17 protein-coding genes and 1 riboswitch are annotated in these 22240 nt (G+C 46.7%); of the genes, 10 read left to right on the top strand and 7 right to left on the bottom strand.

Features of this window, described 5'->3' with window-relative positions; all coding sequences use genetic code 11:
* Nucleotides 1–7: 7 nt before the first annotated feature.
* Nucleotides 8–1045 carry an asparaginase gene (locus E5355_RS07115; RefSeq protein WP_136009761.1) on the bottom strand — a complete coding sequence of 346 codons (1038 nt, stop codon included), beginning with the start codon at nt 1043–1045 and terminating at the stop codon, nt 8–10.
* A gap of 448 nt (nt 1046–1493) precedes the next feature.
* On the opposite strand from E5355_RS07115, the gene thrA reads away from it, so the two are divergent.
* The 3 genes from thrA (at nt 1494) to thrC (ending at nt 6578) form a co-directional block, all read left to right on the top strand.
* A complete protein-coding gene (gene thrA, locus E5355_RS07125; protein WP_136009762.1) occupies nt 1494–3926 on the top strand; it encodes a bifunctional aspartate kinase/homoserine dehydrogenase I in 2433 nt (810 codons plus the stop codon).
* Nucleotides 3927–3946: 20 nt separating this feature from the next.
* Nucleotides 3947–5206 (top strand): cofactor-independent phosphoglycerate mutase, encoded by a 1260-nt coding sequence (locus tag E5355_RS07130; RefSeq protein WP_136009763.1) that lies wholly within the window; start codon nt 3947–3949, stop codon nt 5204–5206.
* A gap of 70 nt (nt 5207–5276) precedes the next feature.
* Complete coding sequence (gene thrC / locus E5355_RS07135; RefSeq protein WP_136009764.1) at nt 5277–6578, top strand: threonine synthase; 1302 nt, start codon at nt 5277–5279, stop codon at nt 6576–6578.
* A gap of 51 nt (nt 6579–6629) precedes the next feature.
* On the opposite strand, the gene E5355_RS07140 is transcribed toward thrC, so the two are convergent.
* From E5355_RS07140 to E5355_RS07150, 3 genes are read right to left on the bottom strand one after another with little or no spacing between them, the layout of a single operon-like run.
* Nucleotides 6630–7244 carry a thiamine diphosphokinase gene (locus E5355_RS07140; protein ID WP_136009765.1) on the bottom strand — a complete coding sequence of 205 codons (615 nt, stop codon included), beginning with the start codon at nt 7242–7244 and terminating at the stop codon, nt 6630–6632.
* Nucleotide 7245: 1 nt separating this feature from the next.
* A complete protein-coding gene (gene pnuC / locus E5355_RS07145; protein WP_136009766.1) occupies nt 7246–7833 on the bottom strand; it encodes a nicotinamide riboside transporter PnuC in 588 nt (195 codons plus the stop codon).
* Entirely contained in the window at nt 7833–10145 is a 2313-nt protein-coding gene (locus E5355_RS07150; RefSeq protein WP_136009767.1) for a TonB-dependent receptor, read from the bottom strand. The genes pnuC and E5355_RS07150 overlap by 1 nt, the downstream gene beginning before the upstream one ends.
* Before the next feature lie 36 nt (nt 10146–10181).
* Nucleotides 10182–10277, bottom strand: a riboswitch (TPP riboswitch).
* A 120-nt stretch (nt 10278–10397) separates the two neighbouring features.
* Here E5355_RS07150 and E5355_RS07155 point away from each other — a divergent pair.
* Nucleotides 10398–11249 carry a mechanosensitive ion channel family protein gene (locus tag E5355_RS07155; protein ID WP_136009791.1) on the top strand — a complete coding sequence of 284 codons (852 nt, stop codon included), beginning with the start codon at nt 10398–10400 and terminating at the stop codon, nt 11247–11249.
* 264 nt (nt 11250–11513) lie between these two features.
* Here the strand turns inward: E5355_RS07155 and E5355_RS07160 are convergent, their stop codons facing one another.
* Nucleotides 11514–13403, bottom strand: coding sequence for an alpha-L-fucosidase (locus E5355_RS07160; RefSeq protein WP_136009768.1), 1890 nt, complete (start codon nt 13401–13403; stop codon nt 11514–11516).
* Between the two features lie 187 nt (nt 13404–13590).
* On the opposite strand from E5355_RS07160, the gene E5355_RS07165 reads away from it, so the two are divergent.
* The 3 genes from E5355_RS07165 (at nt 13591) to E5355_RS07175 (ending at nt 17330) form a co-directional block, all read left to right on the top strand.
* A complete protein-coding gene (locus E5355_RS07165; RefSeq protein WP_136009769.1) occupies nt 13591–14346 on the top strand; it encodes an IS5 family transposase in 756 nt (251 codons plus the stop codon).
* A 51-nt stretch (nt 14347–14397) separates the two neighbouring features.
* Nucleotides 14398–15642, top strand: coding sequence for a RagB/SusD family nutrient uptake outer membrane protein (locus E5355_RS07170; RefSeq protein ID WP_246866900.1), 1245 nt, complete (start codon nt 14398–14400; stop codon nt 15640–15642).
* Between the two features lie 140 nt (nt 15643–15782).
* The gene (locus tag E5355_RS07175) at nt 15783–17330 is read left to right on the top strand and encodes an arylsulfatase (RefSeq protein ID WP_136009771.1); all 1548 of its coding nucleotides are present in this window, start codon (nt 15783–15785) and stop codon (nt 17328–17330) included.
* Between the two features lie 258 nt (nt 17331–17588).
* Here E5355_RS07175 and E5355_RS07180 read toward each other — a convergent pair whose 3' ends face one another.
* Together E5355_RS07180 and E5355_RS07185 are read right to left on the bottom strand one after the other, a co-directional pair.
* Entirely contained in the window at nt 17589–17963 is a 375-nt protein-coding gene (locus E5355_RS07180) for a DUF4377 domain-containing protein (RefSeq protein ID WP_136009772.1), read from the bottom strand.
* A gap of 508 nt (nt 17964–18471) precedes the next feature.
* The gene (locus tag E5355_RS07185; protein WP_136009773.1) at nt 18472–18993 is read right to left on the bottom strand and encodes an RNA polymerase sigma-70 factor; all 522 of its coding nucleotides are present in this window, start codon (nt 18991–18993) and stop codon (nt 18472–18474) included.
* Here E5355_RS07185 and E5355_RS07190 point away from each other — a divergent pair.
* The 3 genes from E5355_RS07190 to E5355_RS07200 all read left to right on the top strand — a co-directional run bounded on the left by E5355_RS07190 (nt 18960) and on the right by E5355_RS07200 (nt 22224).
* On the top strand, nt 18960–19481 hold the full coding sequence (locus E5355_RS07190) for a hypothetical protein (RefSeq protein WP_136009774.1): 522 nt from the start codon (nt 18960–18962) through the stop codon (nt 19479–19481). The two genes, E5355_RS07185 and E5355_RS07190, sit on opposite strands and share 34 nt — an antisense overlap.
* Before the next feature lie 135 nt (nt 19482–19616).
* Complete coding sequence (locus E5355_RS07195; RefSeq protein WP_136009775.1) at nt 19617–20261, top strand: RagB/SusD family nutrient uptake outer membrane protein; 645 nt, start codon at nt 19617–19619, stop codon at nt 20259–20261.
* A 355-nt stretch (nt 20262–20616) separates the two neighbouring features.
* Nucleotides 20617–22224 carry an alpha-galactosidase D gene (locus E5355_RS07200; protein ID WP_136009776.1) on the top strand — a complete coding sequence of 536 codons (1608 nt, stop codon included), beginning with the start codon at nt 20617–20619 and terminating at the stop codon, nt 22222–22224.
* Nucleotides 22225–22240: the final 16 nt, after the last annotated feature.

The following is a 22240-nucleotide window of genomic DNA, read 5'->3' on the forward strand; positions in this document are numbered from 1 at the left end:
TTGTGCTTCACACGGTAATTTCCCCTGCCAGCGGCCGTCCCATCAGTTCGCGTATTTCGGCAGGCGGATAATCGTGCCCCAGGAGGAACATCAGCTTGGTTACGGCAGATTCCGTCGTACTGTCATATCCGCAGACAACTCCTGCCTGCATCAGTTGGTAACCGGTTTCATAACGCTCCATCTCAACGGTGCCGGCGCTGCATTGGGTGACATTGACAATGATGATTCCCTGTTCGCAGGCATCGTGCAGGCGGCGTAGGAACCATTCCTTTCGGGGAGCGTTGCCGGAACCGTAGGTTTCGAGGACTACGGCTTTCAGTCCTTCAGTGGCAAGTATGGCTGCCACGACATTTTCCTGAATACCTGGAAAAAGCTTCAGTATGGCGATGTTGGTATCGAGCAGATAGTGAGGCTCCAGTTCGCGGGGAGTGCCGTGCGTATGAATCTGCACATTATTATATTTAATATGTATACCGGCGGAAGCGAGTACCGGATAATTGAAGGAACGGAAAGCATTGAAGTTCTCCGCGTTCATTTTGGTGGTGCGGTTGCCGCGCATCAGGTGGTTTTCGAAGAAGATGCAGACTTCGGGCACGATGGGCCGTCCGTTGGCGTGGCAGGCGGTGGCTATCTCGATGCTGGTCAGTAGGTTTTCTTTGCCGTCTGTACGGAGCACGCCGATGGGCAGTTGTGAACCGGTCAGGATAACGGGTTTGTTCAGTCCCTCGAGCATGAAGCTGAGTGCGGATGCAGTATAGGCCATCGTATCTGTGCCATGCAGAATGACGAAACCCGTATACCGGTCGTAGTTGTCGCTGATGATGCGTACCAGTTTACGCCAGGCATCGGGGGCCATGTCCGAAGAATCCATGGGCGGGTCGAACTGATAAGTGTCGATACGGAACGCAAACCTCTGAAGCTCGGGAACATGTTTCTGCAACTGCTCGAAATTGAAGCTTTCCAGAGCACCGGTCTCTGTATTCTCTATCATTCCAATAGTTCCGCCGGTGTATATTAGCAAAACGGAAGTGTTTTCTGGGTTCATGCGCACTTTTCTTTCATATTTTTCATGCAAATATAATGATTTATCTTAATAATAGTATCAAAATGTTAGAAAAGAATGGACGGATATACAGAAAAAAGGTATGGAAAGTGTGAAAGTGTAAGCCGGAAGTTGTGCATATATCTTGCCTTTTTAGAGCCTTTCTATATTTTTATCGCAAAAAAGTCGTAAAAAGTGATATATTGAATGTTTTTATTGTTACTTTTGCAACACTTATCATAAACGATAGAAACAAGAGACAATGAACAAGTACTATCTGCATACAGTCACATCCATGTGGACTATGACCCTTAGGGGTTAGGGATAGTATTTTGTGTTTCTACGTGTTACACCATTTTTAAGCAGTTTTTCCATTTAATTAAAGTCAATGCAAGCTGTAGCAGCTTGTTTCCGACACATTGTATCAACCATCTCAACAATATAAAGAGAAATGAAAGTAATGAAATTCGGCGGAACGTCCGTAGGTTCCGTGAACAGTATTTTGAGCGTCAAGAGAATTGTAGAAGCAGTTGACGAACCGGTTATCGTGGTAGTGTCCGCATTGGGCGGCATCACGGACAAGTTGATTAACACTTCCAAGATGGCGGCAGTCGGTGATGCTTCTTACGAGAATGAGTTTCGGGAGATTGTCCACCGTCATGTGGAAATGATAAAGGAAGTGATTCCGGCAGGCGAGGCGCAGGTTGTCTTGCAGCGCCAGATTGGTGAGCTGCTCAACGAGCTGAAGGACATCTTCCAGGGTATTTATCTGATAAAAGACCTTTCGCAGAAGACATCCGATACCATTGTGAGCTATGGCGAGCGTCTTTCATCCATCATTGTTGCCCAGTTGACGGGGGCTGAATGGTTTGATTCGCGTAAGTTTATCAAGACGGAAAAGAAGCATTCCAAGCATGTACTGGATACGGACTTGACCAATTCGCTGGTACGTGAGACATTCAGCAGCCTGCCCAAGCGTGTGCTGGTTCCGGGTTTTATCGCCACAGACAAGATGACGGGCGAGGTGACAAATCTGGGTAGAGGTGGTTCCGACTATACGGCGGCAATTATTGCTGCCGCGCTGGATGCCGACAGTCTGGAAATCTGGACGGATGTGGACGGGTTCATGACGGCTGACCCGCGTGTGATTTCTGGGGCATATACAATCAATGAATTGAGCTATGTGGAAGCTACGGAGCTTTGTAACTTCGGTGCGAAAGTTGTCTATCCGCCGACAATCTATCCGGTTTGCCACAAGAATATCCCCATTCTGGTAAAGAATACCTTTAATCCGGAGGGGGTAGGAACTGTTATCAAGCAAGAGGCTTCCAATCCGCAGAGTAAGGCCATCAAAGGTATTTCTTCCATTAACGATACGAGCCTGATTACAGTGCAAGGCCTTGGTATGGTAGGTGTTATCGGTGTGAACTACCGTATCTTCAAGGCGTTGGCAAAGAACGGCATCAGTGTGTTCCTTGTGTCCCAGGCTTCTTCAGAGAATTCAACCTCTATCGGTGTGCGCAATGCGGATGCCGACTTGGCTTGCGAGGTACTGAACGAGGAGTTTGCCAAGGAAATCGAGATGGGAGAGATTTCCCCCATTCAGGCGGAAAAGAATCTGGCTACTGTGGCCATCGTAGGCGAGAACATGAAGCATACGCCGGGTATTGCCGGAAAATTGTTTGGTACGTTGGGACGTAACGGTATCAATGTAATTGCCTGTGCGCAGGGTGCCTCGGAAACCAACATCTCGTTTGTTGTGGACAACAAGTCGTTGCGCAAATCGCTGAATGTTATTCATGATTCTTTCTTCTTGTCAGAATATCAGGTATTGAATCTCTTTATCTGCGGTATAGGAACCGTAGGCGGCAGCCTGATAGAGCAAATTCACAGCCAGCGCCAGAAGTTGATGCAGGAGAACGGCTTGCAACTGAATGTAGTGGGTATCGCCGATGCAAACAAGGCCATGTTCAGCCGCGAAGGTTTCGATTTGGGACGTTTCCGTGAAGAGCTGCGGGAGAAAGGAAAGAACAGTTCCCTGGAAACGTTGCGCAATGAGATTATCGGTATGAACATCTTTAACTCTGTCTTTGTGGACTGTACGGCAAGTGCAGGCGTGGCTTCCCTTTACAAGGACTTGTTGCTGCACAATGTTTCGGTAGTGGCTGCCAATAAGATTGCCGCTTCTTCTGAATACGAGAACTACCGTGAACTGAAACAGATTGCCCGCCAACGCGGTGTGAAGTACTTGTTTGAAACGAATGTAGGCGCCGGACTCCCTATCATCAATACCATTAACGACCTTATCCATAGCGGTGACAAGATATTGAAGATTGAAGCAGTGCTGAGTGGTACGTTGAATTACATCTTCAATAAAATCAGTGCAGACATTCCTTTCAGCAAGACCATCAAGATGGCACAAGAGGAACGTTACTCCGAGCCCGATCCGCGTATCGACCTCAGTGGAAAGGATGTTATCCGCAAACTGGTGATTCTGGCACGCGAGGCCGGTTATCGTTTGGAACAGAGCGATGTGGAGAAGAACTTGTTTGTGCCCGATGACTTCTTTGAAGGCTCCCTGGATGACTTCTGGAAGAAAGTGCCGGGCCTCGATGCCGATTTCGAAGCCCGCCGCAAGGTGTTGGAAGCCGAGAACAAGCATTGGCGTTTCGTAGCCAAACTGGAAAACGGCAAGGCATCTGTCGGTTTACAGGAAGTCTGTGCCAACCATCCGTTCTACGGTCTGGAGGGCAGCAATAACATCATCCTGCTGACCACGGCACGTTATAAGGAATATCCGATGATGATACAAGGCTACGGAGCCGGTGCGGGTGTAACGGCTGCAGGGGTATTTGCGGATATTATGAGCATTGCAAACGTTTAATCCCAAGGGTAAATAGAAAGATGAAACACATCATTATATTAGGTGACGGTATGGCCGACTGGCCCGTGAAGGCTCTGGGAGGAAAGACCTTGCTACAGGCGGCTGCAACGCCCTATATGGACAAGCTGGCATGTATGGGACGTGTGGGAAGGCTGGTGACAGTGGCCGAGGGATTTCATCCCGGCAGTGAGGTGGCGAATATGTCCGTTCTGGGCTATAACCTGCCGAAGGTGTATGAAGGCCGTGGTCCGTTGGAGGCGGCGAGCATTGGTGTGGACTTGCAGCCGGGTGAGATGGCGATTCGCTGCAATATTATCTGCATCGAGGGAGACGATATCCGGAATCATTCTGCCGGGCACATCACCACAGAGGAAGCGGATGTGTTGGTGAAATACCTTCAGAAGCATCTGGGCGACGACCGTGTGTGTTTCCATACGGGCGTGCAATATCGCCATCTGCTGGTAATAAAGGGAGGGGACAAGCGCATTGACTGCACACCGCCCCACGATGTCCCCTTGAAGCCTTTCCGTCCGTTGATGGTGAAGCCGATGGAGGGTACGGAAAACATTACAGTCCCCGAAGGAGAGGCAGCACTTACTCCGAAGCAGACTGCCGACTTGATTAACGATTTGATTCTCCGTTCGCAAGAGTTGCTGGAAAACCATCCGGTCAACGTGAAGCGGAAGGCGGAGGGGAAGGACCCTGCCAATAGCATCTGGCCATGGAGCCCTGGTTATCGTCCGCAGATGGAGCGCCTTTCAGACAAGTTCCCGCAGGTGAAGCGTGGTGCAGTGATTTCTGCCGTGGATTTGATTAACGGTATCGGCTACTATGCCGGATTGCGGCGCATCACCGTAGAAGGTGCGACGGGGCTTTATGATACCAACTATGAGAATAAGGTGGCTGCCGCCCTCGATGCATTGCGGACGGATGATTTTGTCTACCTGCATATCGAGGCTAGTGATGAGGCCGGTCATGAAGGAAACGTCTCCTTGAAGATTATGACGATTGAGAATCTGGACAGCCGTGCCGTAGGTCCTATCTATGAGGCTGTGAAGGATTGGGAGGAACCCGTTGCCATCTCCGTATTGCCCGACCATCCCACTCCCTGCGAGCTCCGTACGCATACGGCCGAACCTATTCCGTTCCTCATCTGGCATCCGGGTATCGAGGCTGACGAAGTACGGACATTTGATGAAGTGGCAGCCTGTGAAGGCAGTTACGGACTGATGAAAGAAGACGAGTTTATTAATGAATTTATGAGTTCCACCACAGAGTAACACAGAGTTTCACGGGGTTTTATTTATAGAGAATTCTGTGAGACTCTGTGGTGAATAAAAAAATACCGCAATGAAATATTATAGCACCAACAAACAAGCCCCCGAAGCCACTCTTGAAGAGGCCGTGGTAAAGGGGCTTGCCGCAGACAAGGGGCTTTTCATGCCCTTTACAATCAAAACTCTGCCACAAGAGTTTTACGATAGCATCGATACGCTCAGCTTTCAGGAGATAGCCTATCGCGTGGCCGATGCCTTCTTTGGCGAGGATGTTCCTGCCGATACGCTGAAACAGATTGTTTATGACACACTCAGTTTCGATGTCCCTCTGGTCTGGGTGACGGAGAATATTTATTCACTTGAGCTGTTCCATGGTCCGACGCTTGCCTTTAAGGATGTAGGCGGGCGCTTCATGGCGCGTTTGCTGGGGTACTTTATCAAGAAGGAGGGCAAGAAGCAAGTTAATGTTCTTGTGGCTACTTCCGGTGATACGGGGAGTGCCGTTGCCAACGGTTTCCTCGGTGTGGAAGGCATACACGTCTATGTGCTCTATCCGAAGGGAAAAGTCAGTGAAATTCAGGAGAAGCAATTCACTACCTTGGGACAGAATATCACGGCTATTGAGGTAGATGGCACGTTCGACGATTGCCAGGCTCTGGTCAAATCTGCTTTTATGGACTGTGAACTCAATGAACGCTTGCAACTGACCAGTGCCAATTCCATCAACGTGGCGCGTTTCTTGCCACAGGCATTCTATTATTTCTATGCCTATGCTCAATTGAAGAAAGTGAAAGGTGACTCATCACCGGTTGTCTGTGTCCCCAGCGGTAACTTCGGCAACATCACTGCCGGACTTTTCGGTAAGCGTATGGGGCTTCCCGTGGAGCGTTTTATCGCTTCCAACAACCGCAATGATATTTTCTTCCAATATTTGCAGACGGGCATTTATACGCCGCGTCCCAGCATCGCCACCATTGCCAACGCGATGGATGTGGGCGACCCAAGCAACTTTGCCCGCGTACTCGACCTTTATGGAGGCAGTCATGCCGCTATCTCTGCGGAAATCAGCGGTGCTGCTTATACCGACGAGCAGATTGCCGAAACCATGCGGGAAGTGTGGAAGAAGGACCATTATCTGCTCGATCCGCATGGAGCCTGCGGTTTCCGGGCCTTGGTCGAAGGACTGAAACCCGGCGAAACGGGCGTGTTCCTGGAAACGGCTCATCCGGCGAAATTCAAGGATACGGTCGAAAAGATTATCGGTGAAGCCGTAGAAATACCTGCTAAGCTTCAGACCTTTATGCGCGGTGAGAAGAAGAGCCTGCCGATGCCGAAGGACTTTGCAGACTTCAAGGCCTATTTGCTGACGCGCTAGGACGGTATACTTTTTCTGCTTCGTACCAAGTGGGGAGAAGAGGGAGGAGAATCAGCGGAGAACGGTATCGTTGAGGAATACCAAGTATTCTCCTTCCGCTTCGATGGTGAATTCCGTATCGGTGCATTCGTTGAGTGTGCCTTGCCACCAGTTGGTGAAGTCGCTGAGAGGATAGACCAATCCTTTGCCATGCAGGCCGCGTGCGGTGAAGTTGATGATGGATACTTGCTGTCCGGGATGACTTGGGAAGGTGCGGGTACCCTGGCAGGGGATGAAAATACCGTAATCTGTATAGGTGCGTACGTCGGCTCCGGCTCGGAGATAGTCGATGAGCAGGCTGATATTTCCCAATGTATGGTCCTCGCGTTTGCCCGTAGCGCCGATGATGGCGATGTGGCGTTTGCCTTGCGCCAGCAGGAAGTTGACGGCTTTGGTTTGGTCGTTGGTTTCCTGGTCGCTGATGCGGTGTAGGATATGCCCGAACTTCCGGCGGTTTTCATCACTGAGGGAGTCACCGTCGCCGATGATTACGTCGGGAGTATTGCCTCGGCGGATGTATTCGTCCGCTCCACCGTCGCAACAAACCACGTAAGGCGCTTCTGCCAATATCTTCAAAGGCAGGGGATTGGCAGGATATTCCCCGTTCGCCAGAACTACTGCTTCCATCTTACATCATTTTTCTCCATTTGAAGTAGCCAAAGATAGCTATAATTGTGTAAAGGGCATACAGTCCGGCTGTAAAATCAAGCCCCTTGTAGATGTACAGCCCGGTGCTGACGGCATCTACTGCAATCCATGCCCACCATTGTTCTACATATTTCCGTGCCAACATCCACATGCCGACGATGCTCAGTGCGGTGGTGAAGGAATCTAGCCAGGGCACATTGCTGTCCGTGAAGTTCATCAGTATCCAGGCAATGCCGAGGAGGGCGGCGATGAATACGGCGGTAAGCGGCAGCAGGTAGCGCGTCGGCATGTGGGTAATGGGGGAGGACTGCTGCCTTGCATCTTTCCGTTTCAAGATAGTCCGTCGTAGAAACGCCCCGTACTTCCACATCATCCAGCCGTAGATGGCAGCCCCCATATAGTAGATATTGATACTGAAATCGGCATACAACCCTGCCTCGTAGTAGACAAAAATATAGACGGCGGGCATAATGATGCCCGCTATCCAGAGATAAATGCTTGCTCGGTATTCCAACCAGAGGTAGAGAATCCCGACAATAGTGCCTATGATTTCAAGACCGTGTTCCATCAAAAATTAATAGCTATGTGTCCCAGTACGTTCGTTCCCGCCTGCGCGGCATAGCCCGCATAGTTGTAACGGGCTTTTTCTCCTTTATCGTCGCGGTAGTATCCGCTGCCTGCGTATCCGTTATTCTCGTATTCTTCATTGAACAGATTGTAGATGGTGCATCCTACGGTTACCGACTTTACTTTAGGAAACTTGAAGGTATAGGAGAGATTCAGGTTGCTTACGAAATAAGCATCCAGCGTGCACTCCTTTTGCTTGGCGTTGCTCATGTATTGCTTGCTGATATATTGCGACTGTAACGAGGCCTCGAATCCCTTGAATGAATAGCCGAAGCGGTTATTCAGTATGAAGCCGGGAGAGAATGCGATGGGGGTATCCCCGTGTTTGACGCCCCATGCCTCAGACCCGACTTCTTCGTTCTCGTAGAGTGTCTCGGTGAAGTTTTGCACACGGTTTTTGCTTAGCGTGGCGTTGATGTCCCATTGGATACCGCACTCCAGCCGGATGCCTGTCATCAGTTCGATACCCATACGGTAGCTGTCAGGCACGTTGCTGGCCATGGCTTCGCCTATCTCGTTCAGCTCTCCCGTCAGTACCAGCTGATCTTTATAATCCATATAGTAGAAGTTGGCACCTGCATGGAGCCATGAGTTGGCAAAGGTATATCCCAGTTCGTAGTCGAACAAACGTTCAGCCTTGGGATGTTCGGTGAAGTAGCCGTCGGTGTAGTTGTTGCGCGTAGGTTCTTTATGGGCTACGCTGAACGAACCGTATAGGCGGTGGTTGCGGTCGATTTGCCAGGACAGTCCGGCTTTCGGGTTGAAGAAGTCGAAATCTTCGTCAATGTCCAATTTTTGCATTCCCGGAGTAGCGGCAGTCCAGTTGTACTTGTCGTTCAGTCCGTTTATCCTGTAGTTGATGTGGCGGTATTGCAGGTCAAGGTAGGCGCTGAGGCCGTTTACCAGTTCATAATTGGCTTTCAGATAAATATTTCCGTCGTTCTTTGTGGCGTTGTTGCGGTAGTAGTCGTGGTCGGGGTTCAGGTGGCCGATATAGTTCTTTACCCAAAGCACCCGGCCGAAGTGGTCGCCGTCATAGCGGTTCAGTGCACCGCCTAGCGAGGCATGCAGACGGTCGGCTTTGTAGCTTACAGAGAAGATTCCGCCGCCAAACCAGTTGTCCATTGCCTTCTTGCGGATAAGGTCGCTTACTTCTACCTTGCCGCCATTGTATTCGAAAGGCGACATACCGTACTCTGCCAAGGAGCGTTCACCTTTATATTCTTGATAGTATCCGTCGCCTTTGGTGTAGTGCAGGCCGATATTCAGATTCCATTGTGAAGTGAAGTTGTGGTTGAGGAGCAGTTGGTAGTTCTTCTGTGTATAGTTGTCGGTCTGGTCGTTATAGAAGTGCAGGGCGCCTCCTTCGTTCGTGAGGTAATGTTTCTCTCCGTTGTCGTCTTTATAATATTCTTTGCCGTACACGTTGCCTTCCCGGTCGGTGGCGTACATGAAGCCGCAGGAATTATAACGCCGTCCGTAGCGTTCCATCTCCTCCTTGCTGGCGTAGTTCCATGCGTGGTAAGTGCGTTCTTTGCCGGCAAAGGTTATCAGCTTGATGGAGGTATTGTCATTGTAATATCCTCCTTGCAGGTAATAGGAGTTCAAGCTCACGGACGCCCGGTCTATATATCCGTCCGTGCTGATGTTGGAGAGCCGTGCATCGAACGACCAATGATTATTGATGAGTCCTGTTCCCACTTTCACCGTTTCCTTGTGTGTATTGAAGGAGCCGTAGGAACCGTTGAACTCTGCGTAGGGTTCCATGGAGAAATCACCCGTCTGCATGTTGATGCTGGCACCGAAAGCCCCAGCTCCGTTTGTTGAGGTCCCTGCTCCGCGTTGCACCTGCATGTCTTTGACGGAGGAGGCAAAGTCCGGCAGGTTGACCCAGAACACCGTGTGGCTCTCGGCATCGTTGATGGGGATGCCGTTGGCGGTGACGTTGATGCGCGTGCCGTCTGTGCCGCGGACCCTCAGCGTGGTGTAACCTACTCCCGCACCGGCATCGCTGGTGGTAATGGCGGAGGGCGTCATGCTCAACAGATACGGCAAATCTTGTCCGAAATTCTGTTTTTTCAGTTGTTCTTTTCCGATGTTGGTGAATGCCACCGGTGTGCTGCTGGTGGCACGCGTGGAGATGACCTCCACTTCTTGCAGGTTCACCACCCGCAGGCTGTCTTGTTCCCGTGTCTGCGCACAAACACTCAGTGCTGCCATTAGGAGGCAGGCTGCCATTGCATGTCTTTTCATTTGCAATTGTTTCGTTTAGATGAATACAGAAAAGGGGAGACTTTTCTCGTTTTTCCCTCCGCCGGCACTACCCGGATCAGGTCAATGGGTATAATCTCAGCCCGTCGTATTAGGGCACCCCTTAGTTGAAATCGAGGGCAAAAGTAGGGAGTTCCGTCGAAAAAGACAAGCTAAGTGAACGAAAACCTGAGTTATTTGTTAATTTTGTACGCTTAATTTCAAAAAAGTATAGTTATGTTATTATCCTTATTCATGGCAACTTTTGCCATCCAAACTGCTGACGATGGTTTCAGCAAACTGCAAATATTTCTTCAGCAATTGATAAATTGGAGTGTGGATGCCGGTGGGCGCATCATTGGGGCTGTCATCATTTTTGTGGTGGGGCGATTCTTGATATCCCTTCTCCGGAAAATGCTGGCGAGATTATTGGAAAAAAGGCGTGTGGATGCCAGTATCCAGAGTTTTGTGAAAAGTTTGGCCAATATCTTGCTGACCGTTCTGCTGATTATTGCCGTTGTCGGCAAGTTGGGAGTGGAGACCACTTCATTTGCAGCTTTGTTGGCATCTGCCGGTGTGGCTGTTGGTATGGCACTTTCCGGAAACTTGCAGAACTTTGCGGGTGGATTGATTGTGCTGTTGTTCCGTCCTTTCAAGGTAGGCGACTGGATTGAAAGTCAGGGCGTGTCCGGAACGGTACGTGAAATCCAAATCTTCCATACGATTTTGACCACAGCCGATAATAAGGTGATTTATATCCCCAATGGCGCGTTGAGCAGTGGGACGGTGACCAATTACAGCCGTGAGGATACGCGTCGTGTAGATTGGGTAATCGGGGTGGAATACGGTGAAAATTATGATAAGGTGGAAAGCACCGTGCGTCGTATCATCTCCGAAGACAGCCGTATCCTGAATGTTCCCGAGCCGTTTGTCGCCCTTCATGCTTTGGATGCCAGCAGCGTGAATGTAGTAATCCGTGTCTGGGTAAAGAGTGGCGACTACTGGGACGTATATTTTGATATGAACAAGAAGGTTTACTCCGTATTCAACGAAGAGGGCATCGGCTTCCCGTTCCCACAACTTACGGTGCATCAGGCGAAAGAGTGATTAAGAGCATAGTGGGCTATGTGACGAGCAAAAGAAGGAATACAAATCTTGATTGCTCTTCGTGTTTTTTGAAGGCGAAAAGCTAATATGATTTTAGTTTTTCGCCTTCGTGCTTCTAAGAATCTGTTTTAATCTTATTCAGCATTTTTTGGGAGCATAGCGAGCTATGTAACGAATAGAAAGGGGGAAACAGGCTCTAGGTTTTATTTTGTGCCCATTCATTTCCCTCTATTTATTGCTCAAGGGTTCCCTTTATCTCCCAGGTTATAAAGCTTGTTGCAAAACTGTCAAAGCAAATATGCCGACTTCCGCAATAGAAGTGCAATTCTTTGCATTGATTTCCATCAGCGGCTCTAATTTGAAATATCTGCCGTTATAACTTCTTTCGAATTGTACGACATTAGGTACAGGATTGTGCATGATGTTGCTGAATTCACCATGGGTAATGCATTTTGTCCATTTCTTACCGTTATTACTTACATAAAAATTATATTTGTAGATTGTTCCATCTAAGTTTTCATCGGTAGCAGGGGCATAGCTGAAACCAGTAATTTCTGTTTCACTGCCTAAGTCAACCACCAATGGAATCAATCCCTCTGTACGCCAAACGCTCTGAAGATTTCCGTCTATGGCTTTACCGGCTTCTTTGTCATCACCAACGATGTGGTATTGAGAAATTGGCACATTACCCAACTTCACTTTGGCATTAGTGTTCGAGAGTGGTTGTGCATAGAATAGTCCGGCATTTAGAAAATTGGCTTTGCCTCGTGCCGAACGAATAGTCAGTCTTACTTTTTCCGGTTGGCATGAATCAAAACGTATCAGGCGTTTATAGCCTACGGTGGTGCCTTCTGCCAGTTTATGCCATGCATTGTCCATCCATCCTTCCAATAGGAAATCTTCTACTCGTTGCCCTTTTGCTATATCCTCCTGAAGCATAAAAGTATTGACCAGTGCGTTTGTCTGAACTGTAAATTCTCTTGATTCTCCAGAGGAAGCCTGCCAATATGAGTTTCCCTTTTTCAGGAAATTGTCATTGAACGTATTTTTCAGATAACTGGCAAATTCATTCAACCGGAGACGATCTGTTTCATGAATCAATCCTCGTTTGTCAGGTGGTATATTCAGTAGCAATACAGAATTATATCCTACCGATTTAAAATAAATATCCACTAAATGTGACAATGGCTTTACTTGCTCATTTTGGTCTGCATGATAAAACCAACCTGGTCTGATGGATACATCTACTTCTGAAGGATACCAATAAAGTTCCGATGCACGTGCCAGTACCTCTCTACCTCCCAAATCTTTTGAACGGTTAAAAATGCCTATCTCCTTATTCCTTTGTTCGGAGTGTGTATAAATACCAGGAGTAAGTACCGTGGCACTCCATTCTGTTTCACGGCCAATCCCTTTTTCGTTGCCAACCCAACGCACATCGTCGCCCATGATGGCAGTTACGGCTTTGGGCTGCAAACTGCGGATTGTCTTCTCGATGGCAGCCCAGTCATAGATTTGCTTCTTTCCGTTCGGTCCCTCACCATTAGCACCGTCAAACCACACTTCATGTACTTCACCATAATTAGTGAGCAATTCTGTGAGTTGTTTAATAAAAAACTGATTATAAATATCACCTTGTCCATAGCATTTAGCATTACGATCCCATGGTGAAAGATAAACACCAAATTTCAATCCGTATTTTTTGCAGGCATTACGTAATTCGCGTACCACATCGCCTTTTCCTTCTTTCCATGGTGAAGAAGTTACGGAATATTGGGTAGTTTTAGTGGGCCACAGACAAAAGCCGTCATGATGTTTGGCGGTAATGATGGCCATCTTGAAACCACTTTCTTTCAAAGATTTTACCCATTGTTCACAATCCAAAGATGTGGGATTGAATAAAGATGGGTCTTCCTTCCCTTCTCCCCATTCTCGACCTGTAAAGGTATTAATTCCGAAATGGAGAAATGCTGTCAACTCCATTTGTTGCCAATCCAACTGTTGCTTGCTGGGTACGAGTCTTGAAGCCATATCTATTTTTTGTTCAAGGGTAGCTCCTGATGGAAATACCACATGCTTTTCAAAATATTGTTGCGCTCTCGCAGGTATAGCCGAAGTTACAGTTAAGGCAATGTAAAAAATAAATTTTTTCATGATAATTTAATTAATTGAAGGGTTCACAAAAGACTTATGTATTACGAATACAAATATAGCAAAAAATAATGGATAAATTAATAATTTTATTTAGAGCCTGTTTAAAAATGCCTGAAATCTTTTTCTAAAGAGGTTTCCGTATCCGCCAGATTATTTCTTTCTTTGAAGCGACCAAACTTAAAAAAAGATGTATCATACAGATTTAACGGAAACCGATTGGCGATATATAACAAAAGTATTGAACCTGCAAGAAAGAAAGCGAAAATATGATTTGCGATTGATTTGGAACGCTATATTTTACCTGGTAAAGACAGGTTGTCAATGGCGGATGCTTCCTCTTGACTTTCCCAAGTGGCAGTTGGTCTATTACTACTATCGCAAATGGGCCTCTCAATTGGATTTTGACTTGTTGTTAGAGAAATTGCGTGGGCATGTACGTGTGAAACGCGGTCAAAGCATGGAACCCAGTGTAGGAATTATGGACAGTCAAAGCGTCAGATGTGGGAACAATGCTTCTTTGAACGGTATTGATGGAAACAAAAAGGTAAAAGGCATAAAACGGCATGTCATAGTGGATAAGAATGGCTTTCTTATTGCCGTTATGGTCACCATAGCTAATGTGCATGACAGTAAAGCCGCTTATTTGCTGATGAGGGTTCTTAAGGAGATGTGCTCCAGTGTAAAAAACATTCTTGCCGACGGAGGTTACCGAGGAGAACTTGTCGATAACATAAGAAAGAAATTCGGATATGTCATTCAGGTTGTTATCAGTGCGTACAAGGAACAGGGATTCAGACCCATTCAAAAGAGATGGATTGTGGAAAGAACATTCTCATGGATGGATTACAATAGAAGGCTCTGCCGAAACTATGAACTAACATTCGACTCGGCAGAGGAAATGGTCAAATTAGCCGCTATAAGATTATTATTGAGGAAAATTTAAACAGGCTCTAAATCTGCCGGTGATGGCGACAATACCATTAATACCAATGTCGTGAGGGCTTTGATTTCACGGTTTGCTTTGTTTGAAGGTACGTGGCGAAGATATCACAACTTGGGGGATGAGGAGAAATATTTTGATGCTTGTATCAAATACTCAGAAAAGCTGATGCAAGCATATCCCGATTTGCATGACAATTGGGGAGAAATGCTGACTTCCAATCTGGCCGGTATGAAAGGTATTATCCTCTACAAAGAATATGTGCCGTCAGAAGTGAACAACTATGCCATGCACTTGGTAGAGCGTACTTCCACTCACAACATTGAAATGCCTCAGCATATTGTTGATATGTACCTGTGTTCTGACGGTAACCCCATTGGTACCAGTGAGAAATACGAATGGGGAAAGACTGATAAAACTATGTACTCCACATTCCGTAATCGTGACCGCCGTCTTCTGGAAACCGTGGCACCTCCTTATGAAGTGGTTAATCATGCTAATAAAAGTTGGGAGTATGTAGACGGTAAACGTGAGTATATGGATATTTTGGGAGTTACTACCTATACTGGTTATGGTGGCGGTAACGGTGAGGCTGGTAAGCATAAAGTGTTTCCTATGATGAACTGGTCGGGAAACATCCTCCCTGCAGTTCCCCATTTCTTTACCAATCAAGGCGGTGTAGGGTTCTGTGTGGCTAAGAGCGGAAACTATGTATGGAGATTATATAACGTCTGGGATTGCTCGTTGGAGAACAAGGCAGAGGCCGACATACCTATTTTTAAGATTGATGAAGTACTGCTGAACTATGCGGAAGCTAAATATGAAAAAGGTGAGTTCAATAACGAGGTAGCCGACATTACTATCAACAAGTTGAGAAGGCAATTCGCAAAAATTGCAGATATGGACGTGAATGCTATCAATAACGGTTTTGACCCGAATCGCGATCCGGATGTAAATCCGGTTTTGTGGGAAATCCGCCGTGAACGTATGGTTGAACTGATGGGGGAAGGATTTGGTTTCTATGATGTACGTCGCTGGAAGAAAGCCGAATGGTTTATAAATAAAGTGGCTTATGGACAATGGGCTACCAAGGAACAAATTGGCGAAGGAGGAACCTTCATCAATCTTGAAACAGGTTTGGCAACTACTGATAAAGAGCAGAAAGAAGGTTACATATATATGTACAATGACCCTACCAAAGTAGGTAAGGGATGGTTGGATAAATACTATCTGTATCAGATTCCGACCAATGAAATTGCACTGAATCCTAATTTGCTTCCCAATAATCCGGGATGGTAAAACTATAGGACTTAGACTGAAAACTTTATAAATGGAGTGTCTCTCAACACTCCATTTATTTTTCAAGATATCTTCAACTTTTACTCAATTATCATTATCTTTACATACAAAATGTTTATTAATACTTTTAATACTGAATTATGAAGCCCAATCAATCCCTTTTCTGCTGCACGGCCTTGCTGGGCATACTTTGCAGCAATGGTATATCTGCTGCCGATAGAAATAAAGAGAACAAACCCAATATCCTTTTTATCTTGTGTGACGACATGGGATATGGAGACCTCGGGTGTTATGGACAAAAAAATATTGATACTCCCTGTTTGGATCAAATGGCGCAAGAAGGTATGCGTTTTACCCAGGCATATGCTGGAAGTCCTGTCAGTGCACCTTCACGGGCATCTCTGATGACCGGACAGCATACTGGACACGGACATGTACGAGGAAACAAGGAATATTGGCGGGAACAGTCTATCGTGATGTATGGCAACAACAAAGACTTTTCTGTAGTAGGGCAAGAACCTTACAGTCCAGATCATATCATACTTCCCGAAATCATGAAGAATAACGGATATACCACCGGTATGTTCGGTAAATGGGCAGGTGGTTATGAAGGCTCCTGTTCTACTCCTGACAAACGTGGTGTTGATGAATATTACGGCTTTATCTGTCAATTTCAGGCACACCTTTATTATCCTAATTTCTTGAACAGATACAGCAAGGCAATGGGAGATACCGCTGTTGTGCGAGAGGTCTTGGAAGAAAACATTCAATATCCCATGTATGGCGAAGATTATAAGAAACGACCGCAATATTCTGCCGACTTGATTCATCAACGTGCTCTGCAATGGATTGAACAGCAGAACCCTGAACAGCCTTTCTACGGTCTGCTGACCTATACACTACCTCATGCGGAATTGGCACAGCCCAATGATTCCATCTTGAGAATGTACAAACAGCGTTTCTTTACCGACAAGACTTGGGGAGGAGATGAGGGATCGCGTTATAACCCTGCGGTATATACCCATGCTGAATTTGCGGGTATGATTACTCGGTTGGATAAATATGTGGGTGAGATCCTGACCAAACTGAAAGAGAAGGGACTGGATGAAAATACCATTGTTATATTTAGCAGTGATAATGGTCCTCATGAAGAAGGGGGGGCGGATCCTGCTTTTTTCGGACGTGACGGCAAATTGCGTGGGTTAAAGCGACAATGTCACGAAGGAGGTATTCGGGTACCATTTATTGTACGCTGGCCGGGGCATGTACCTGCGGGCACAGTAAACAACCATCAGTTGGTATTTTATGATGTAATGCCAACCTTCTGTGAATTGATAGGAGACAAACGTTTCCCTAAAAAATACCTGAATAAGCAGACTGAGGGAGACTGCTTTGATGGGATTTCTTTTGCTCCTACCATGTTGGGCAATGATGAAAAACAGCAAAAGCATGACTTTCTTTATTGGGAATTTCATGAAACAGATCAAATAGGTGTGCGTATGGACGATTGGAAAATGCTTGTAAAGAAAGGTGTTCCATACTTATATAATTTGGTGACTGACCTTCATGAAGACCATGATGTGTCTGCCGATTATCCTGAAATTGTTAAACAGATGAAAGAGGTTATCTATAGGGAACATCGTCCTAGCGAACTGTTTAGAATTACGCTTCCCTCTTTGGAACCGTAAAGTAACTGCTGGAAACATTTGAATTATGAAATTGAGAAAAATAAGAATCTAAATTATAGGAATCAGTTTAATTCACCGTCTGGCTTGTAATGAGTCAGACGGTTTTTGTTTCCACATGACTCTAATTGGTTGATGTTCAATGTTATTTTTGTGTAAAGGAGGGCTATATGCAGATTTTACGCCTTTTATATCTCCTGAAGATAGATAACTGCGTTGCGCTCCAAAATATAAACCGTTTCTGGTTTCATAGTTTGCTCACTATTGATTGAAAAAGCTGACATCCGTTGTGAAAAGAGGCACTTCCGAATTTTTCTTTTCTTTTGAAATAATACGTAAGAGATGGTAGCTGTGTGATGATTGGTCTGGGCCAGCATTCTTGTTTTTGTAAACCATTACTCTTATTATATATTCATACCCTATTTCATGATTGAAATTTGAAATGCCAGTATGCATTAGTTCCCAGTTTGTTTTTCCGTTTTTCTTAACCCAATAAGCTGTACCCTCATTGGTGGTAATGACTTCTGATGCAATAACTAATGTTTCATCATAAGAATTTTCGTCATCAGAACACGAGGTGCAAAAGCTTACCATAAGTGTTAATAACACATAGCACAAGAAATTTGTAGTTTTCATAAAATGGTGTATTAGAAGTTATGTAGCAAATATAACTTATTTTATAATAAGTTGTCTATTATTTCTTGTTTTTATTTAGGCCTTTTTGTTTTCTAACCTTCTTGGCGTTTGTTTCTAAGGTCTTCTTATTAATAGCGTTGATTACATAGCCAATGAAATCGGGAATCTTTTTTTCTTATGGCTTTTTCGACAGTCTGCATTGTTTACAAAACCAATAGGGTGACCTTTTATCCGTATACTGAAGGTAATTCAGTCGTATACTGAATGTATTTCAATATACGACTGAATTGCGTTCAGTATACGACTGAAATAGGCTCTATTTATATGTGCTGATAATCAAATAGTTATATTTATGCTTTGTGGTGGTGCAAAATCACAACAAATTGAAGGCTCTAAGCGAATCGGAACAGCGAAAAAATGCATTACCTGTGACTGGAAAATAGAAAAAAAACTGCAGTATCAAAGCACTATTATATATAATGTATAGTGTCGCATCAATCCCCTTCTGTCACAGAGAATGGCTATGGTTTGCATTCATCGAAAGCATCAACAATGCCAGCGGCAAGTAATCTTTCAGGCTCTGCTCCAATAACTTCACGGCTTGTTGCACGCGGTAGTACACCAGCTTGTCGGCCACCCCCAGCCGTGCCGCCACCTCCTTGCACTCCAAGCCCTGCATGCGGTAGAGCATGAACGCCTCGCGATAGGTTTCCGGCAGGGATGCCAAAGCAGCCTCGATGCGTTGCTGCAACTCTTCAAGGCTGAAAGGTTCTTCATCGTAAAGCAGGTCGTTCATGTCTTGGCAGAAACGTTCGTCGGCGCGATGCATGGCATCGTCCTTGGCAAGCTTGTTCAGCACGCGGTGGTACACCATGCGGAAAAGGTACGCATTAAGCGACGAGTTGATGAGCAATGACTCACGCTTCTCCCAAAAGCAGGCAAACACATCTTGTACCACCTCCTCGGCATCGTCCATGCCTACAAAGCGGCGGGCGTATGCGCAAAGCAGCGGATAATAGCGGTGGAACAGTTGTTCAAAACTCTTCTTTCGGAAACAACGCTCCCAAGATTATCTACGGTTTCAACAACGCCCTGCGCTACAAACGTTTCGATCTCAATGTATATTTCTATGGTGAAGCAGGCCGCAAAGTGACTTCCAGTTATTGGGAAGACTGGATTGACACCAACCAGAACTCACAGAATCTCTCTCGTTATGTGTTCGACTCGTTCAGCAGCGAGAATCAAGGTTCCAAGAACCCCAGCATCTTGGCAGGTAGCCGCGGAAACGGTGACTATTACTTGAAGTCGCTCTACTTCATCCGTTGTGGAAACATTACTCTGGGTTACAACGTTCCGGTGAAGAAGAACTGGGGCATCTCCAACCTGCGTGTGTATGCTGATGTCAACAATCCGTTTGTCATCACCAACTGGACAGGTCTTGATCCCGAAACCGATACGGGTACTTACTCTTATCCTAACGTGACCTCTTACAGCCTTGGTCTGAACATCACGTTCTAAAAGAAAGGCAGAAGAGCGAATAAGTAAAACAAAGAAAAAAATTAAAAGATTAATCGATTATGAACAAGATAACAGAACTGTTGATGGGGTCCATCCTGCTGGCAGCTTCGAGCTGTGCGTTTGAGAGTGAAGTGTATGACAAAATTAGCCCGGATAATTTTCCTTCTACCTGGATACCGCATGGCATGGTCTTACTATCACACTTTTGAAAAGGGTGATTACCGTCTGACACGCATCTACGGTGAATATACCGATACGAGCGGCAAGCAACACAGCGAAGAACTGGACAAGACCGACGGTTCGTTGAGAGTAGGTGCGGTTCCGGGCAAATACACCATCGACGGCATGATTGGCGACAAGGGCATGTGTGACGTAGTGGTATTCCGCTTCTCGGATGTTAAGACCCTTTATGCCGAGGCAGTGGTGCGCAACAGCAACAGCGTGAACGCCATGGCCAAGGAGTATCTGAACGAAATCCGTACCAAGCATGGCAAACTGCCTGCCTTCACTGATGATGAAATCGGTACGGTAGATAAGTACCTTGACAAGCTGCTTGAAGAGCGCGGACACGAGTTTTACATGGAAGGTGTACGTCGTCAGGACCTTATTCGTCATGGCCGCTATGTGGAGATGGCTATCAAGAAGAACGAATATGCAGGTCATTCTATCGAAAACGTGAAGCGTATGGAAGGTGACAAGTACGTATATGAGCTTCTGCCCATTCCGGTGGCTACCATCCGCGACGGACAAGGTAAGATTGTGCAGAACCCAGGATTCTGATGATGTAAATTCTAAAAACAAATAATTATCATATTTGTATTTTTCTTAGTAGGAGTCCGGCGTGTGTGATACATACCGGACTTCATCTATATTCATAAATACACAAATAAACCGTATCTGATTTTTCTTGCAACATTTTTTCTCTTATCTTTGGAAATTCATTGCAGGATATGGTATCTAAAACCTGAAAAATGATTATGACAATAAAAAGGATATATAACAGTACATATATCGCTGTGTTCTGCCCGTTATGCCATCCGTTGTGCTAACGGGAATACGACGTGGACTGTGGCTGAAGGAGGCCGCTACGGCATCAATGTACTGACGGAAGTGAGTGTGGAAAATAAATAATATCATGAAATTTGCGTTACTCTTTCTTTTACTGGGATATTTCCCTGCTTTCTCCCTCGCACAGCCGACAGGCGGTGAAGTGATTCGTCCCCTGATGGGGTGGAGTTCCTGGAACACCTATCGGGTGAATATCAGTGACGAGTTGATAAAAAAACAGGCAGATGCCTTGGTACAGACCGGATTGAAGGAAGCCGGCTATACTTATATCAATATAGACGACGGCTTTTTCGGTCACCGCGATTCCACCGGACAGATGGTTACCCATCCCGTGCGCTTTCCGCATGGGCTGAAAGGCGTGGCAGAGCATATCCATTCGCTCGGGTTGAAAGCAGGCATCTATTCGGATGCGGGCAGCAATACCTGTGGTTCCATTTGGGATAACGATACCCACGGCGTGGGCTCCGGGCTTTATGGACATGAGCTGCAGGATGCCCGGCTTTATTTTAATGACTGGGGATTCGATTTCATCAAGATAGACTATTGCGGTGCGGGCCAGGAACTGGATTTGGAAGAAGAACGACGCTATTCTGGGATATGCCGTGCTATCCGCGAAGTGACGGAACGTCCCGTCTCGGTCAATATCTGCCGTTGGGCCTTTCCGGGTACGTGGGCGGCACGGTTGGCATGTTCATGGCGCATCAGTCCTGACATCCGGCCGGAGTGGGCATCAGTAAAATCCATCATCCGGAAGAACCTCTATCTGTCGGCATACGCCGGCGGCGGGCACTACAATGATATGGACATGCTTGAGATAGGACGGGGGCTGACTCCCGTAGAAGAAGAGACGCATTTCGGGATGTGGTGCATCATGAGTTCGCCACTGCTGATAGGCTGCGACCTCACCACCATTTCCGAAGCTTCACTCCGGTTGTTGAAGAACAAAGAACTTATAGCTCTGAACCAAGATCGGCTGGGTTTGCAGGCATACGTGGCCTTGCGCCAGGGCGAGGGATATGTGCTGGTGAAGGACGTGGAACAATTACGTGGACGGATACGTGCCGTGGCCTTATACAACCCTTCGGACACGGTATGCGGTTTTCATGTTCCTTTGGAAGCGCTTGAACTGGCAGGTACGGTCAAGGTGCGCGACGTGGTGCGGCAGAGGCAATTGCCGTCCATACAAGGGGTGCTTTGCAAAGAGGTGCCTCCCCACGGTGTACTGATGCTGCGCCTGGAGGGTGAAAGGAGAATAGAGCCTTCGCTTTACGAAGCCGAATGGGCTTATCTGCCTTGCTTCAATGATTTGGGCAAATCGTCCAAGACGGTGGCATATGTGCCCATGCCCGAAGCCTCGGGCGGCATGAAGATTGCTTATGTGGGAGGCAGCTGCGAGAACTATGCCGAATGGAACAAGGTATACAGTGAGCGAGGCGGATGTTACGAACTGACGGTGGATTATATTCCCGGCAAGTATCGCCGGTTGTTCATTGAGGTGAATAATGGAGAACCTATTCGGATAGACCGCCTACGTGAGACGGCGGAAGGACGTTCTGTGGCTTCGATCACGGTGCCTGTACGCTTAAAAGCGGGGTATAACACGGTGCGCATGGGTAGCCCTTATTGCTGGGCACTGGATATAGACTGCTTCCAGCTGAAACGGATAGGCGACTGACCTGCCGTTTACCCGA

The organism is Bacteroides muris (ex Afrizal et al. 2022) (assembly GCF_004793475.1).
GTDB lineage: Bacteria > Bacteroidota > Bacteroidia > Bacteroidales > Bacteroidaceae > Bacteroides > Bacteroides muris.

Bases quoted from the DNA above. Each gene is read 5' to 3' on its own strand.
- E5355_RS07155 (WP_136009791.1), top strand. From the start codon at position 10,398: ATGGCAACTTTTGCCATCCAAACTGCTGACGATGGTTTCAGCAAACTG.
- E5355_RS07140 (WP_136009765.1), bottom strand. From the start codon at position 7,244: ATGGAAGCAGTAGTTCTGGCGAACGGGGAATATCCTGCCAATCCCCTG.
- E5355_RS07180 (WP_136009772.1), bottom strand. From the start codon at position 17,963: ATGAAAACTACAAATTTCTTGTGCTATGTGTTATTAACACTTATGGTA.
- E5355_RS07160 (WP_136009768.1), bottom strand. From the start codon at position 13,403: ATGAAAAAATTTATTTTTTACATTGCCTTAACTGTAACTTCGGCTATA.
- thrC (WP_136009764.1), top strand. From the start codon at position 5,277: ATGAAATATTATAGCACCAACAAACAAGCCCCCGAAGCCACTCTTGAA.
- E5355_RS07150 (WP_136009767.1), bottom strand. From the start codon at position 10,145: ATGAAAAGACATGCAATGGCAGCCTGCCTCCTAATGGCAGCACTGAGT.
- thrA (WP_136009762.1), top strand. From the start codon at position 1,494: ATGAAAGTAATGAAATTCGGCGGAACGTCCGTAGGTTCCGTGAACAGT.
- E5355_RS07165 (WP_136009769.1), top strand. From the start codon at position 13,591: ATGTATCATACAGATTTAACGGAAACCGATTGGCGATATATAACAAAA.
- E5355_RS07130 (WP_136009763.1), top strand. From the start codon at position 3,947: ATGAAACACATCATTATATTAGGTGACGGTATGGCCGACTGGCCCGTG.
- E5355_RS07195 (WP_136009775.1), top strand. From the start codon at position 19,617: ATGACAAAATTAGCCCGGATAATTTTCCTTCTACCTGGATACCGCATG.
- E5355_RS07190 (WP_136009774.1), top strand. From the start codon at position 18,960: ATGCGCAAAGCAGCGGATAATAGCGGTGGAACAGTTGTTCAAAACTCT.
- E5355_RS07175 (WP_136009771.1), top strand. From the start codon at position 15,783: ATGAAGCCCAATCAATCCCTTTTCTGCTGCACGGCCTTGCTGGGCATA.
- pnuC (WP_136009766.1), bottom strand. From the start codon at position 7,833: ATGGAACACGGTCTTGAAATCATAGGCACTATTGTCGGGATTCTCTAC.
- E5355_RS07115 (WP_136009761.1), bottom strand. From the start codon at position 1,045: ATGAACCCAGAAAACACTTCCGTTTTGCTAATATACACCGGCGGAACT.
- E5355_RS07200 (WP_136009776.1), top strand. From the start codon at position 20,617: ATGAAATTTGCGTTACTCTTTCTTTTACTGGGATATTTCCCTGCTTTC.